Annotated in this window: 14 protein-coding genes; 5 read left to right on the forward strand and 9 right to left on the reverse strand. The window is 68.7% G+C overall.

Going from position 1 to position 13,543, the window contains the following annotated elements; all coding sequences use genetic code 11:
- Positions 1-35: 35 nt before the first annotated feature.
- From Q7W51_10215 to Q7W51_10230, 4 genes are all read left to right on the forward strand, one after another.
- Positions 36-920, forward strand: a complete 885-nt coding sequence (locus Q7W51_10215) for an NAD(P)-dependent oxidoreductase (protein ID MDO8848745.1) — start codon at positions 36-38, stop codon at positions 918-920.
- Positions 921-990: 70 nt separating this feature from the next.
- Positions 991-1,701 (forward strand): AIM24 family protein, encoded by a 711-nt coding sequence (locus tag Q7W51_10220; protein ID MDO8848746.1) that lies wholly within the window; start codon positions 991-993, stop codon positions 1,699-1,701.
- Positions 1,702-1,769: 68 nt separating this feature from the next.
- Positions 1,770-2,216 carry a hypothetical protein gene (locus tag Q7W51_10225; GenBank protein MDO8848747.1) on the forward strand — a complete coding sequence of 149 codons (447 nt, stop codon included), beginning with the start codon at positions 1,770-1,772 and terminating at the stop codon, positions 2,214-2,216.
- An 8-nt stretch (positions 2,217-2,224) separates the two neighbouring features.
- Entirely contained in the window at positions 2,225-2,515 is a 291-nt protein-coding gene (locus Q7W51_10230; protein ID MDO8848748.1) for a TIGR04076 family protein, read from the forward strand.
- A 162-nt stretch (positions 2,516-2,677) separates the two neighbouring features.
- Here the strand turns inward: Q7W51_10230 and Q7W51_10235 are convergent, their stop codons facing one another.
- The 9 genes from Q7W51_10235 to Q7W51_10275 all read right to left on the reverse strand — a co-directional run bounded on the left by Q7W51_10235 (position 2,678) and on the right by Q7W51_10275 (position 11,932).
- Entirely contained in the window at positions 2,678-3,142 is a 465-nt protein-coding gene (locus Q7W51_10235; GenBank protein ID MDO8848749.1) for a hypothetical protein, read from the reverse strand.
- Positions 3,139-5,841 carry a heavy metal translocating P-type ATPase gene (locus Q7W51_10240; GenBank protein ID MDO8848750.1) on the reverse strand — a complete coding sequence of 901 codons (2,703 nt, stop codon included), beginning with the start codon at positions 5,839-5,841 and terminating at the stop codon, positions 3,139-3,141. Before Q7W51_10240 ends, Q7W51_10235 begins: the two co-directional genes overlap by 4 nt.
- Positions 5,842-5,849: 8 nt before the next feature.
- On the reverse strand, positions 5,850-7,274 hold the full coding sequence (locus tag Q7W51_10245) for a sulfite exporter TauE/SafE family protein (GenBank protein ID MDO8848751.1): 1,425 nt from the start codon (positions 7,272-7,274) through the stop codon (positions 5,850-5,852).
- Between the two features lie 80 nt (positions 7,275-7,354).
- A complete protein-coding gene (locus tag Q7W51_10250) occupies positions 7,355-7,705 on the reverse strand; it encodes a hypothetical protein (GenBank protein ID MDO8848752.1) in 351 nt (116 codons plus the stop codon).
- A gap of 94 nt (positions 7,706-7,799) precedes the next feature.
- Entirely contained in the window at positions 7,800-8,759 is a 960-nt protein-coding gene (gene cysK, locus Q7W51_10255; GenBank protein ID MDO8848753.1) for a cysteine synthase A, read from the reverse strand.
- A gap of 16 nt (positions 8,760-8,775) precedes the next feature.
- Positions 8,776-9,807, reverse strand: coding sequence for a tRNA 2-thiouridine(34) synthase MnmA (gene mnmA, locus Q7W51_10260; GenBank protein MDO8848754.1), 1,032 nt, complete (start codon positions 9,805-9,807; stop codon positions 8,776-8,778).
- A gap of 12 nt (positions 9,808-9,819) precedes the next feature.
- A complete protein-coding gene (gene nifU, locus Q7W51_10265; GenBank protein ID MDO8848755.1) occupies positions 9,820-10,275 on the reverse strand; it encodes a Fe-S cluster assembly scaffold protein NifU in 456 nt (151 codons plus the stop codon).
- Between the two features lie 10 nt (positions 10,276-10,285).
- Entirely contained in the window at positions 10,286-11,485 is a 1,200-nt protein-coding gene (locus Q7W51_10270; protein MDO8848756.1) for a cysteine desulfurase family protein, read from the reverse strand.
- Positions 11,486-11,932: an Rrf2 family transcriptional regulator gene (locus Q7W51_10275; protein ID MDO8848757.1), complete on the reverse strand. Its 447-nt coding sequence runs from the start codon at positions 11,930-11,932 to the stop codon at positions 11,486-11,488.
- Positions 11,933-12,062: 130 nt separating this feature from the next.
- Between Q7W51_10275 and Q7W51_10280 the strand changes: the two genes are divergently transcribed.
- Positions 12,063-13,538 carry a nicotinate phosphoribosyltransferase gene (locus Q7W51_10280; GenBank protein MDO8848758.1) on the forward strand — a complete coding sequence of 492 codons (1,476 nt, stop codon included), beginning with the start codon at positions 12,063-12,065 and terminating at the stop codon, positions 13,536-13,538.
- The last annotated feature ends 5 nt before the right edge of the window (positions 13,539-13,543 follow it).

Raw genomic sequence — 13,543 nt, forward strand, 5'->3', positions numbered from 1 at the left:
GACGAGCGTCGGCACACCCTCCGAGGAGGTCACACATGTCCGAGCGTCCCACCGTCGCGTTCGTCGGTACCGGCGTCATGGGAGCGGCGATGGCCGGCCACCTGCTCGATGCCGGGTATCCGCTCGTGGTGTTCAACCGGACGTCGGCCAAGGCGCAAGTGCTGGTCGACCGGGGTGCGCGGTCCGCGACGAGCGCGGGCGAGGCCGCCGCGCAGGCGGACATCACGATCACCATGGTCGGCTACCCGTACGACGTCGAGGAGGTCTACTTCGGCGAGGGCGGCATCATCGAACGCGCGCCAGACGGCGCGCTACTGATCGACATGACCACCTCCACGCCCACCCTTGCGGCGCGGATCGCCGAAGTTGCGGCTGCACGCGGACTGTCGGCGCTCGACGCGCCTGTCTCAGGCGGCGATGTGGGTGCGCGCAACGCGACGCTCACGATCATGGCCGGCGGGTCCGAGGCGGCTTTCGGTCGCGCGCTCCCGCTCTTCGAGGTCATGGGTAAGACGTACTCACACATGGGAGCCGCGGGAGCGGGCCAGCACACGAAGATGGCGAACCAGATCGGGATCGCGGGCACCATGCTCGGCCTCATCGAGGCGCTCGAGTACGCCAAGGCCGCAGGTCTGGACCTCGAGCGCACGCACGCGGCGCTCTCGGGCGGCGGTGCGAATTCATGGTCCTGGGGTGCGTACGGTCCCCGCATCCTGTCGGGCGATTTCGAGCCAGGCTTCTTCGTGAAGCACTTCGTGAAGGATCTGCGCATCGCCATCGATGAGAGCCGCGCGCTCGGCCTGGCGCTGCCCGGACTCGAACTGGCCGAGCGGCTCTACTCGCGGCTGCAGGATGCGGACGGCGCCGAACTCGGCACGCAGGCGTTGTGGCTGTTGTACGAACGGGGAGAACAGGAGTAGCAGCGGCGGGGGCGCCGTCGTCACGGCCGTGTCAGGGGTTGCGAGCGCGGGTCAGCCGAAGGAGGAGCACATGAGCGACAGCGTAGGTGCGGGTGTAGCGACGAGGCTCGGCGAGTTCGTGAGCGCACACGCACAGACCGATACCGGCGGGACGTGGCAGCTCGAGAGCAAGAAGATGCTCGAGATCCAGCTCGGCGGCAACACGGTGTACACGAAGCTCGGGGCGATGGTCGCGTACTACGGCAACCTCACCTTCGACCGGGCCGGAGCGGGAAGCGCAGGCAAGTTCCTCAAGACGATGGCGACCGGCGAACGCGCCGCCACCACCAAGGTCACCGGCTCGGGCATCCTGTACTGCGCCGACCAGGGCAAGGAGATCTCGATCCTGTACCTGGACAACGAGTCGATCTTCGTGAACGGCAGCGACTGCCTCGCGTACTCGGAGTCGCTCGCCTGGGACATCGTCTTCACCGGTGGAGCGAGCATGATGGCAGGCGGCCTGTTCAGCCTGAAGCTCACCGGCACGGGCTACGTGGCGATCACGACCAACGGCAAGCCGCTCGTGCTCGGCGTGGCGCCGAACTCCCCGCTGTTCACCGATCCAAATGCCACGGTCGCGTGGTCGGACGGGCTGCAGACGTCGGTCAAGGCCGACGTGAACCTGAAGACGCTCATCGGCCGTGCCAGCGGCGAGACGTTCCAGATGCGCTTCGACGGACAGGGTTTCGTGGTCGTGCAACCGTACGAGGAGATCGTCGTCGCCAGCGGCGGCGGCTCGTAAGGCAATGCTCGGGCACGACACCGGTGGTGTACCGTCGGTGTCGTGCCACGCGACGAGGGGGGGATCCGATGATTGAGGTCTTTGTGGTGATCATGCTCGGTCAGCGGCTCGGCAAGAAGGCCGCGAGCAGGGGGCTCAACAAGAACTACGGCTGGCTGATCGTGCCCTTCTGGCTTCTGCCGGAGTTCATCGGGGCATTCATCGCCGGCCTTGCCGGCGCCGACACGCTGGTCGTCTACGTCGCCGCCCTGGCGGCTGCCGCGGTCGGTGCGGTGCTTGCATTCGTGGTGGTCGGCCGGATGGGACCGGGCGTGCCGCTCGCGTCCGCCGTGCCCCAAATGCCGTACGCCGGGCAGGCGTACCCGCCTCCCGCTCCGCCCGCGGCTGCCGCGCTCGCCCCTCAGGCCGGCTTCTGCTCCGAATGCGGCGAAAGTGTGTGGCTCACGCCGAACGGGAGCTGCACCCGGGGCCACGGGCCCGAGTGCATCTCGGGTCAGTACACGCCGTCGACGTAGGGGCCGCTGTGGAGACTCCGGGTGGTGCGCCCGCCGAAGGACGCCGGGTGACGATCGAGATCGTCGAGATCCAAGGCACGGGCGCGTGCTCGATCGGCCACGAGGTCGGCGACCGGTGGGCGGTCGATTCCGCGCTCGTGCCCGCAGGCATCTGCGGTTGGGCGTACGCGGCGATGCTGCCGTTCCTCCAGCCGCTGCGCTTCGGCGGGAGCTTCCCCTGGGAGGCCGAGGGTGAGGCGCTGGTGTGCTGCCCGGATCCGGCGAACCCTGTCGTGTTCAGACTGCGGGCTTCCGAGTAGCGCCGACACGGGGTGCTCCACGCTTGCTGTCCTCGGCGCACAACCCGCAATGCGCCGGCCCCGGCGAGGGTAGACCACGCTCGCTGTCCTCGGCGCGCTGGCTTCGCCATTGTGCGCGCCTGCGGAGGCTTCGCTTAGGTCTCCCTCGCCGGTCCCGATCCTCTACTTCACGTCAACAACAACAGCCAGCTCCTTCTCGTCCACGAAGTACGGGCGGTCGGGGCTGCCGGCGGGGTCGTCCATGTCGAAGTCGAACTCGTCGGCCGCACCCTTGTCGGCGTGAACGGCCACGATGAGCGTCTCGGTCGTGACGTCTTCGAGCGCGACCGCCACGTCAAGCGATTCGCCCTCGGAGACGTGCTGCAGGCCGACGCGCATCCCCGGCGCGCCATCGTCGTCCAGGTGCACGACGATCCAGGCGTCGCCGGGGGCAAGCACGCGGTCGACCACGAGTGCATCGGCGGTCGCGCTGCCCGCTATCTCGAGCTGGGCATCGTCGGCTGCGGCAACATAGCCCCAGACGCCGTCGGTGGGATGCGAGGCCTCGATGTCGGTGGTGCAGCCCGCGAGTGCAAGCGCGCCGAGCGCGAGCGCCACCACCAACAGGCGCGTGAGTGGACGGTTCATCGTGAGGCTCCTTTCGCGAGGCTCGGACGGAACCGGCGGAGCAGGAGCGAGCTCGTCACGACGCTGACGCTCGAGAGCGCCATCGCCGCACCGGCAAGCTCCGGCTTGAGCAGCCCGAGGGCTGCCACCGGGATGCCGAGCGAGTTGTAGCCAAGCGCCCAGAAGAAGTTCTGGCGGATCTTGTGGATGGTGGCGCGGGAGAGCTCGATCGCCGTCACAACGTCGCGCAGATCGTTTTTGATGAGCACGATGCCGCCGGTCTCCATGGCGATGTCGGTGCCGGCACCCATGGCGATGCCCACGTCGGCCTGCGCCAGCGCAGGTGTGTCGTTGATGCCATCGCCCACCATGGCAACCGTGAGTCCGCGCTCCTGAAGCCGCGAAACTTCCTCGGCCTTGTGTTCGGGCAGCACCTCGGCAAGCACGTGGTCGGCGGGGATGCCGGCCTGCACCGCGATCGCTTCGGCGGTCGTGCGGTTGTCGCCGGTGATCATGAAGACCTCGACGCCCATCTGTGCGAGGCGCGCCACGGCCTCCTTCGAGTTGTCCTTGAGCGTATCGGCCACGGCGATGATGCCGGCCAGCTTCGCCTTGTTGACGCCGATGAGCATGACGGTCTTGCCCTCAGACTCGAGCGCGGCGATGCGCGACTCGTGTGCCGAGATGTCGATGCCCTCGCGCTCCATCAGGCGGCGATTGCCGAACGCGACCCACGTTCCGTCCACGCGGCCCTCGACTCCGTGGCCCGGAACAGCGGCGAAGCCATCCACGGGCGGCAGGTGCAGCGCCTTGTCCTTCGCGTGGGCGACGATCGCCTCGGCGAGCGGATGTTCGCTGCCGCGCTCGAGCGCCGCGGCGAGCATGAAGATGCGCTCCACGTCGTGTCCCTCGGCAAGCTCGATGTCGGTCACCACGGGCTTGCCGTGCGTGAGCGTGCCGGTCTTGTCGAAGACGATCGCGTCGATCTTGTAAGCGGTCTCGAGCGCCTCGCCGCTTTTGATGAGGATGCCGTTCTCGGCGCCCTTGCCGGTGCCGACCATGATGGCCGTCGGCGTGGCGAGGCCGAGCGCGCAGGGGCACGCGATCACGACGACCGCGGTGCCGGCGAGCAGCGCCTTGATGAACGGCGTGACGTTCGCGTAGAAGGATGCATCCACGAAGTTCGGCACCACGAGCAGCCACACGAGGAAGGTCAGGACCGCAAGGCCCACGACAACCGGCACAAACACGGCGCTGATGCGATCGGCGAAGCGCTGCACGGGCGCCTTCGAGCCCTGCGCCTCCTCAACGAGCTTCACGATCTGGGCGAGGGCGGTCTCCGCGCCCACCTTGGTGGCACGGAAGCGGAAGGTGCCGAGCTTGTTGAGCGTCGCGCCGATGACGGTGTCGCCTTCGCGCTTCTCCACGGGAATCGATTCGCCGGTGAGCATGGACTCGTCCACCGCCGAGGAGCCGTCGGTCACGGTGCCGTCGACCGGCACCTTCTCGCCGGGACGGACCACCACGATGTCGCCCACGAGCACGCTTTCGACCGGGACGTCCACTTCGGCGCCCTCGCGCACCACGCGCGCGGTCTTGGCCGCAAGGCCCATGAGCTTCTTGATCGCGTCGCTCGTCTTGCCCTTCGCGCCTGCCTCGAGGAGCTTGCCGAGGATGACGAAGGTGAGCAGGAGCGCGCTCGTTTCGTAGAAGACGGGCTCGCCCAGCAGCGCGGGTACGAAGGTCGCGGCGAGCGAGTAGAAGTATGCCGACGAGGTGCCGATGGCCACCAGCGTGTCCATGTTCCCGGTGCGACGCTTGAGCGCATGCCAGAAGCCCTTGTAGAACTGGGCGCCGGCGATGATCTGCACGGGTGTGGCGAGCGCGAAGCTGAGGTACTTGAAGACCATCATCGGGTCCCACGCGCCGCCGAACGTCTCGGCAAGCCACATGGCGACAGCGAGTGGCACGGCCTCCATGACCGACGGAATCATGAGCAGCAGCAGCGGTAACGAGAGTGCGAGCGAGAAGACGAACAGCCGCTTCTGCCCGCGGATATGCTGCTGCTGTGCCTCACGCTGCGCGTCGCCGCCCTCGCCGGGAGCAGCGTCCTCGTCGCGGGGGACCGCATCGTAGCCCGCGTTGCGGATAGCGTGCACGATCTCGTCCACGCCAAGCCAGTGCGGATCGTAGGTGACCGAGGCGGTCTCAGCTGCGAGGTTCACGACCGCGCTGCCGATGCCGGTGGTGCGCTGCAGCGTGCGCTCGATGACCGCCTGGCACGAAGAGCACGTCATGCCGATGATGCCGAGGGTGACCGATGCGCTCGCCGACGCCGCGCTCGCCGCCATGATGGCGGGATCGGGTGCGGGCGGAACGGTCGGGCACGTGCCGGTATCGCACGCGTCGGATGCGGGCGCGGGGGCGGGCTCGGCTGTGGCCGGCAGCTCGACGGCGGGCGTCGCCGCGCTCCACTCGATAGGCTCGAGCGTCACTGCGCTGCCGTGTGGCGCGAAGCCCGCTGCGGCGATGGCGTTCGCGATCGCCTCGGTGTCGGGCCGGGTCTCGGCCTCGATGACGGCAAAGCCGTCCTGCGCATCGGCGTGCAGCACCGTGACGCCTTCGATATTCGAGAGGTTCGCGGTAACGAGCCGCTCGCAGGCGTGGCAGTGCATGCCGTCGATCGCGATCTTGTACGTGTGGGTCAATGTCGTCTGCATGATCGTCACTACTCCACAATGATGGTGCCGAAGACCATGCTCATGCCGCACGAGAACTCATGCGTGCCCGGCGTGAGCAGTTCGGCGTCGATTAGAATCGTTGCGTCGCCGCCCGTGAGGTCGGCGTAGAAGTCCAGGTCCTCGCTCATCACTTCGGCGAGGCATCCGGATGCAGCCGTGAAGGTGATCTCAGCGGGGATACCGGCTGCAAGCGTGATGATGTTCGGGTCGTAGTAGCCCTTCGATGTGTCCACCGTGATGCGCTGGACGTTGTCCTCAAGGGCGGCCGTTCCCTCGATCGGGCTGCTCGCCGCGGCTCCGCCGCAGCAGGCGCACGCCGGGGAAGCCGGGTCCGCGTCTGGGGCGGCCGCAAGGGCGTTGTCGCCGGTCGTCGCTCTGTCGCCTGCCTCGGCGAACACGAGCCGTCCGGACATCATCCCCATGCCGCAGGTGAGCGTGTAGCTGCCCGCAGGCGCTGCCGGCAGCTCGACGGTGGTCGTGCCGTTGGCCGTGAGGTCGGCGAGCACGCCGAGCTGCGGCACGGCGAGCTGGTCGGAGCAGGGGTTCGACTCGCGGCGCTCGACGATGAGCCGCACCGGGGTGTCGGCGGGCAGTTCGAGCGTCGAGGGCACGAACCGGGTGTTCTCGATGACCACCGGAGCTTCGGCGTACCCGTCGGCGGCAAGCGTGTATCCGCCGACGGCGGTCTCGGCGCCGAAGGCGGCGTCGCGGGCGGCCTGCAGGGTCACCGGCGAGCCGAGCAGCACCGCGCCGCGGTTGAGGTACGTCACGCCGAAGACGAGCACCACGATCGCGAGCGCCACCATCACGCGCTCCTTGAAGCGCTTGGGGATGAGGCTCGAGGCGGTACCGAAGCCGAGCATGAGCGGCGCTGTCCCGAGGCCGAACGCGAACATGGCGAGCGCGCCGTTCACCGCGCTTCCGCTCGCGGCGGCGTTGAGCTGTGCAGCCATCAGCGGCGCGCACGGCATCAGGCCGGTGAGCAGGCCGAACGTGACGGGAGTGGCGAGCGACGGGCGCTCGGCCTCGGCGTCTGAGACGGCCTTGCGGCGAACGGCGGTGAACGCCCGCAGGAGGAACTTCGGCGGACGCGGGGTGAGCTTGTTCGCCCACGGCACGTGGCCGGTCATGCCGAGCGCGAGAACGATCATGAACAGCCCGGCGGCGACCATCACGTACGGCCGAATGGCGTCGAGGTCGAATGCGGAGCCGATCGTGCCGAGCAACAGGCCCACGGCCATGTAGCTCGCGATCTTGGCGCCCTGGTAGGCGAGGTTCGGGGTGATGCGCTGGGCGATGGTGCCGTCCTCGGTGCCCTTGAGGGCGTAGGTGACGACCATCGGTCCGCACATCGATACGCAGTGGAGGCTCGTGATGAGCCCGAGTGCGAGCATAGGGAAGAACAGGTCCATCGGTGACACTCCTCGTGAGTCGGGGAACACGACTGGCGCAGCGGGCGGGTTGCCCGTGCGCTTCAAGCGAGGAGTGACGTCTAGACCGTGAGGCGGACCCCGAGCGGGTCGAGCGGCGGTGGCGAGGCCGTGACCTCGGGCGCTGCGAACGCCGGCAGGACGATCGTGGGTGCAGGGACGACCTCCGAGGCGGCGAGCGCCACCGGAGCATCGATCTCGTGGGCAGCGACGCGGATCGCGTCGTCGTGCGTGTGCTTCATGACGACGTCGGAGTCGGGGCACTCATCGCAGGCGGGCTTGAAGTCGGAGCAGGTGCCTGCCGAGAGGTCGTCGCAGTCGGGCATCGTGCACAGCGGCGTGGCTATGCCGAGGAGCGCGACGGCCACCAGCGCCATCGCGAGCACCTTCATGATGTCGAGCCTGCGGGTCATGCTGCGCCGCCCCTTCGGGACTTCGTGCGTGCTAAGGGAGAGCAGCAACGCATGTGCCATCTTGGGGCGAACGTCCCACAAGCCGAGCGCCGTTCTACTCGCCGTACCCTGCCCACAACGGCGTCGAAAGGTAGCGTTCGCCGGTTGACGGCGCCACCGTCACGATCGTGGCGCCCGCGAGCTCCGGGCGTGCCGCGAGTCTGAGCGCTGCCACCACGTTCGCGCCCGAGGAGATGCCCACGAGCAGGCCCTCTTCGGCGGCGAGTCGCCGGGCCATGGCGATGGACTCGTCGCCGGTGACGTGCTGCACCTCCGCGAGCAGGCCGAGGTCGAGCACGGAGGGTACGAAGTTGGCGCCGATGCCCTGGATGGCGTGGCCCGCCGGCGTGAGCGGCTCGCCTGCGAGCGTCTGCGCGATGATGGGCGATTCGGCGGGCTCGACCGCCACTACAAGCGCGTCCGGGCGATGCTCCCGCAGGTAGCGGCCAACGCCGGTGATCGTGCCGCCGGTGCCGACGCCTGCGACGAACGCGCCGAGCCGGGCCTCGCCGAGCGCGGTATCGATCTCCGGGCCGGTCGTGGCGTAGTGGCTGGCGGGGTTCGCGGGGTTGTCGAACTGCCGGGTAAGGAAGCCGCCCTCGGTCTCCGCGGCGATGCGCTCGGCGGCCGCCACCGCACCGGTCATACCGTCGGCGCGTGGCGTGAGCACGAGCTCGGCTCCGTAGGCCGCGGCGAGCGCGCGCCGCTCGATCGACATGCTTTCGGGCATCGCGAGGATCACCCGGTAGCCGCGGGCGGCCCCGATCATCGCCAGCGCGATGCCGGTGTTGCCCGAGGTGGGCTCCACGATCGTCGAGCTTCCGGGCGTGATAAGCCCGCGCGACTCGGCGTCGTCGAGCATTCCGCGGGCGATGCGGTCCTTGACCGAGCCGCCCGGGTTGCGCGACTCGAGCTTCACGGCAACACGCGCACCGAGCCCTGCCGACACGCGGTTGAGCAGCACGAGCGGGGTCGAGCCGATGGTCGCGTCCACGCGGGGATGCACGCCAGGCATGCGAGTCTCCTTCGGTCTATCCGGCCGGCACGATGCCGCCGCCGACAACCCGGTCACCAGCGTACAGCACCACCGACTGCCCGGGTGCGAGCGGCTCGCCGAGTGTCTGGAACTCGATCTCGACGCCGCCGGGTACCGGCGCCGCCACTGCGGGCAGCGGCTGCGAACGATAGCGGATTTGAGCGAGCACGGCTCCCGGGGTGGCCCCGGTCTCCCAGATGGCGTCGGCGAGCACGAGCCGGGTGGAACGCGTCGCGCGCTCAGGTGCCACGATCAGCGCGTTGCGCCGCGCGTCGATGCGCACCACACGGTACGGACCCTCCGGCCCGCCCACGCCGAGTCCCTTGCGCTGGCCTACGGTGTAGCGCGCCATGCCGCGGTGCGTGCCGAGCGTCGTGCCATCGGCCGTCTCGATCGGTCCCGGCTCGAGCGCTTCGGGGTGTGCGGCCGCCACGAGCGCCACGCGGTCGCGCGTGAAGCACACCTCCTGGCTCTCGCGCCGCTCGGCCGTGGGTAGTCCGCGCTCCCCGGCCATCGCACGCACCTCGACTTTGGTGAGCTCGCCGAGAGGGAACTCAAGCATCTCGAACGTGAAGGAAGGCACCCGGTACAGGAAATACGACTGGTCTTTCGTGCGGTCGGCCGCCCGCTCGAGCCACGTTCGGCCGCCGTCTCGCACGAGGCGCGCGTAATGGCCGGTCGCGAGCGTCTCCGCGCCGAGCGCGCGCACGCGTTCCGCCAGCGCGCCGAACTTGATCCGCTCGTTGCAGCGGATGCACGGGTTGGGCGTGAGCCCCGCCGCATAGGCGCCCGCGAAGGGTTCGACGACCTCGGCGCGGAAGGCGTCCGCCAGATCGATCACGACGTGCGGTATGCCGAGCACCTCGCATACGCGACTCGCGAGCGCGACCTCGTCTCCGCCCGTGCCGAGCGCGTGCAGGCCGAGGTCCATCGTGACGCCTACCACGTCGCGGCCTGCTTCGACGAGCAGCGCCGCCGCCACCGACGAGTCCACGCCTCCGCTGAGCGCTACAGCCACATCAGGCATCGGTCTCACGCGCTAGTGCGCGTGCTCCTCGTCGTCCTCGTCAGCGTGCGGGTCGAAGTCGGGGTCCGCGCTCTTGATCGGCCCGGAGATGGGCTCACGCCCGTGCTTCACGAGGTAGTCGTCCACCGCGACCTTCAAGCCGTCGGTGGCGAGCACCGAGCAGTGCATCTTTGCGGGCGGCAGGCCGCCGAGTTCCTCGGCCACCTGGTTCTTGGTGATCGCAACGGCCTCCTCGAGCCTCATGCCCTTGGCCATCTCGGTCACGATCGATGAGGTGGCGATCGCCGCGCCGCAGCCGAGCGTCTGGAACTTGATGTCATCGATGCGATCATCGTCCACCTTGATGGTGATCTTCATGACGTCGCCGCACACGGGGTTGCCCACCTCGCCGACGCCGTCCGCGTCCGCGATCACGCCCACGTTGCGCGGATTGCCGAAGTGCTCCATCACCTTGTCGCTGTAGATCATCTGCGTGCTCCTATTCCTTGACGCCGAGGAGTCCGGCGACCGTCTTCTCGTAGAGCGGGTTCATCGAGCGCAGCCGTTCGACCACGGGAACGAGCTTCTCCACCAGGTAATCCACGTCGGCCTCGGTGGTGAACCTGCCGAGGCTCACGCGCAGCGAGCCGTGCGCGAACTCCACAGGACAACCGATCGAAAGCAGCACGTGGCTCGGCTTGAGTGAGCCGGAACTGCAGGCCGAGCCGGTGGAGACGGCGATGCCGGCCGCATCGAGGTGGAGCAGCATGGCCTCGCCCTCCACGCCCGGGATCACGAAGTTCGCGATGTGGGGGAGGCGCGTGGCCGCATCGGCGGCGTTCAGGCGCGCGTGCTCGATGCTGCCGAGTAGCCTATCGGCCAGTCGGTCGCGGAGCGCCGTGAGTCGCGGTATCTCGGTGGCCCGCTCGGCGTCCATGAGTTCGAGCGCAGTCGCGAAGCCCACGTTGCCGGCCACGTTCTGCGTGCCGCTGCGGCGCTTGTTCTCCTGGCCGCCACCCAACAGCATCGGCGCGACCCGCACGCCCTTCTTCACGTACAAGGCACCGGTTCCCTTGGCGCCGTAGATCTTGTGGCCCGAGAACGACGCGGCGTCGATGCCGAGTTCGGCCACGTTGAAGTCGATCTTGCCGAGGGTCTGCGCCGCATCCGTGTGGAAGAGCGCTCCGCGAGCGTGCGCGGCGCCTGCCAGCTCGGCTATCGGCTGCACCGTGCCGATCTCGTTGTTGCCGTGCATCACCGAGACGAGGATGGTGTCGTCGCGTAGTGCGGCCTCGAGGTCCCCGGGGTGGATGATGCCGTCGGTCCGCGGCTTGAGCTCGGTCACGTCGAAGCCATGCTTGCCGAGCCACCAGGCGGGCTCGAGAACGGCGTGGTGCTCGAACTCCGAGACGACGATGTGGCCCTTCGTCCGCCCGCCTGCGGTGGCCAGGCCGATGAGCGCGGTGTTGTCGGACTCCGTGCCCCCCGAGGTGAAGATCACTTCATCAGGCTTCGCGGCGCCGAGCGAGGCGGCCACCCGCTCGCGCGCCTCCTCGAGTGCCCGGGCCGCGTCTCGTCCGAGCGCGTAGAGGCTGTTGGCGTTGCCGTAGCGCTCGGTGAAGAACGGGAGCATCGCGTCCACTACCCGCCGGTCGGTCGGGGTGGTTGCTGCGTAGTCGAGGTACACCGTCCGGTCCATCTAGTCATTCCTCCGTGTCGTGCACGTCAGGGGTGCCCGGTCGAGCCGGGCCTGTTCGTCGGCGAGGCGAGCCAGCGTTAACGCCGAGAGCGCGTCGCGGACCGCACCGGAGACATCGCTCCACACGCTCGCGGCTGCGCAGTCCTCCTCGCGTCCGCACGCACCCGGCGCGCACACCGACGGTGCGATCGGGCCTTCGAGGGCTTCCACGATCTCGAGTGCGGTGATGTCGCCGGCGTCGCGGGTGAGCGCGAACCCGCCCCGCGGCCCGCGGGTGGCGCGCACGAGGCCGGCACGCCGCAGGTCGGCGAGCAGTTGTTCGAGGAACGCGGCAGGGATGCCCCGGCTCTCGGCGAGCTCGCGCGTGGCCAGCGGCCGTGAGTCACCGGCGGCTGCGAGGTCGATCAGCGCGAGCAGGCCGTATTCGCTTCGTGCCGAAAGGCGCATCGTTCACTCACCCACAAAGTTGACCGAAATAGTCGGGTACTAGCGGGACGATACGCCTCGGCCACGGCTCCGTCAAGGGTGTCGAAGGCTCCTGGTATCCTAGGGACACGCGCTTGCCGAAGGAGGAAGCATGGGACACCCAGGAGCTCCGAAACCTCCGTCAGGCATGCTCACCGACCTGTATCAGCTCACGATGGCCTATGCGTACTGGAAGACGGGAATCACCGGCACCGAGGCGTGCTTCCACTTGAGTTTCCGAGGCAACCCCTTCGATGGCGGCTACGCGATCGCCTGCGGTCTGGCGCCCGCGATCGAGTACCTGCAGAACCTGGGTTTCACCGACGATGACACCGCCTATCTCGCAACGCTCACCGGCCGGGGCGGCACGCCGCTGTTCTCGGCCGAGTTCCTCGAGTGGCTTCGCGGCTTCCGCTTCACCTGCAGCGTGCTCGGCGTGCCCGAGGGCGCCGTCGTCTTCCCGCACGAGCCGCTGCTCCGGGTGACGGGACCCATCGCCGAGTGTCAGCTCGTCGAGACGGCGCTGCTCAACACCATCAACTTCCAGACGCTGGTGGCCACCAAAGCGGCACGGGTGTGTCGTGCGGCCGAGGGCGACCCGGTGATCGAGTTCGGCCTCAGGCGCGCGCAGGGCCCGGACGGCGCGCTCTCGGCAAGCCGTGCTTCGTACGTCGGCGGCTGCACGGCCACCTCCGACGTGCTCGCGGGCGCCGTCTACGGCATCCCGGTGGGTGGCACGCACGCGCACAGCCTCGTGATGGTCTTCGACACCGAGCTGGAGGCGTTTCTCGCGTACGCCGAGGCGATGCCCAACAACGCGGTCCTCCTCGTGGACACGTACGACACGATCGAGGGCGTCGAACATGCGATCGAAGCGGGGCGGCGCCTGCGCGAGCTGGGGAGCGACCTCATCGGCATCCGCATCGACTCGGGCGATCTCGCGTGGCTCTCGCAGCGCGCACGGCAACTCCTCGATGAGGCCGGATTCGGCGACGCGAAGGTCTACGCCAGCAACGAGCTGGACGAACACACCATCGTGAGCCTGAAGAAGCAGGGTGCGGCGATCGACGTCTGGGGCGTAGGCACCAAGATGGTGACCGCCTACGACCAGCCCGCGCTCGGCGGCGTGTACAAGCTCTCAGCCGTACGCGAGCCGGGCGGGGAGTGGGAGCCGCGGGTCAAGGTCTCCGAGCAGGCCGCCAAGGTGACCACGCCAGGGCTGCTGCAGGTGCGGCGCTACACCGACGCGTCCGGTCGGCTTGCGGGTGACATGATCTACGACGAGCTCGTGCCGCCCGCGGAGCCGTGCTCGATGGTCGATCCTGCGGATCCGACGCGCCGCACGTCGTACTGCGGCAGCGATACGGCGGAGGAACTGCTGGTGCCGGTCTTCGAGCGCGGGCGGCTCGTCTACGATGTGCCGTCGCTCCCGGAGAGCCGATCCCGGACGCTCGAGCAGATGGGGCGTCTCGACGCGACCCATCTGAGGCTGCTCAATCCGCACGTCTACAAGGTAGGTATCGAACTCGGCCTGCACGAGCGGAAGATGAGGCTCATCATGGCCGCCAGGGGCATAGACTCGCCGTAAGGAGG

Source organism: Coriobacteriia bacterium, assembly GCA_030652115.1.
Lineage (GTDB): Bacteria > Actinomycetota > Coriobacteriia > Anaerosomatales > Anaerosomataceae > UBA6100.